Origin of the sequence: Burkholderia sp. E168m23, assembly GCF_016586125.1 — a bacterium.
In the GTDB taxonomy this organism is placed as follows: domain Bacteria; phylum Pseudomonadota; class Gammaproteobacteria; order Burkholderiales; family Burkholderiaceae; genus Burkholderia; species Burkholderia orbicola.
Genome location: NZ_BCPP01001430.1, coordinates 1 through 1182, shown reverse-complemented (window position 1 = coordinate 1182; position 1182 = coordinate 1). Strand labels below are relative to the sequence as shown.

The window sequence follows — 1182 nt, the reverse complement described above, 5'->3', positions numbered from 1 at the left end:
ACGCGCGTGCCGAAATCCCGCCCGATCTGCACGGTCTTCAGCGCGGTTTGCCCGTTCGCGCCGACGGTGGCGACCGTCACGCCGCTCGGGCGGAACAGCAGCGCACTGACAGGCAGCTCGAGCGCCGGCGCCGCACTCGGCAAGACGAGATGCGCCTGCGCATACGCGCCGGGCATCAGCGCGCCGTCGCGGTTGTCGACGTCGATCTCGACACGCAGCGTGCGCGTGACGGGATCGATCGCGCCCGCGCTGCGCGCGACCTGCGCGGCAAACCGCCGCCCCGGATACTGCGGCGTCGTCAGGTAGACGGAGGTGCCGGCCGACACGCCGGTCGCGCTGTCCTGCGGCACATCGACGAACACGCGCAGCGTGTCCGTCTGTTCGAGATGGAACAGTTCCCCGGACAGGCCCGGGCTGCCCGGCGTGCCGCCCGCGGTGACCAGCGTGCCGACGTCGACGTTGCGTGCGGTGATCACGCCGTCGAACGGCGCGGTGACGGACTCGTACGACACGAGCTCGGCAAGATGCGCGACGTTCGCCTGAGCTGAGGCAAGCATCGCGCGCTTCGCGTTCATGTCCGCGACCTTCGTGTCGGTGTCCTGCTGCGACACCGACTGCATTTTCAGCATGTCCTGCCAGCGCTGCGCGGTCGATTTCGCATAGTCGTAGTTCGCCTGCGCGCTCGCTTCGTCGGCGCGCGCCTGGCGCAACTGCGCGTCGAGATCGGGCGCCGAGATCTGCGCGAGCGTCTGGCCGGCCTTCACGTGCGTGCCGAGATCGACGCTCCAGTGCGCGATATAACCGCTCGTGCGCGCATAGATCGACGCGTCCGCATACGGCGCGACCGAGCCGGGCAGCGTCAGCGTCTGGTCGGCCGGCGCCGCGCCGGGCACGATGACCGACACCGGCAGCGCCTGCTGCGCGGCGACCTGCGCACGCTGCGCGGCGCGTGCCTCGATCCGCGGCACGATGCCGAGCGCGAGCAGCGCGGCGGCGAGCGCGACGGCCGCGAGCGGCACGGCCAGCTTGCGGCCGCGGCGGGGCGGCGGCGTATCGGAGGCGGCGCCGCGCGCGGCGGGCGGCACGGCTGCGGCCACGGTGGCCGCTTCGGCGGCGGGCGGCGGGGCGACGGGTTCGATCGAGTCGTTCATGATGGGTCCGGGGGCGGGCGAATCGAAGGAT

The 1182-nt window shown here is 72.4% G+C and carries 1 protein-coding gene; it reads right to left on the bottom strand.

From position 1 onward, the window contains the following. The coding region (locus JMF90_RS37895; protein ID WP_201326426.1) for an efflux RND transporter periplasmic adaptor subunit at positions 1–1151 on the bottom strand (1151 nt) is incomplete at its 3' end. Positions 1152–1182: the final 31 nt, after the last annotated feature.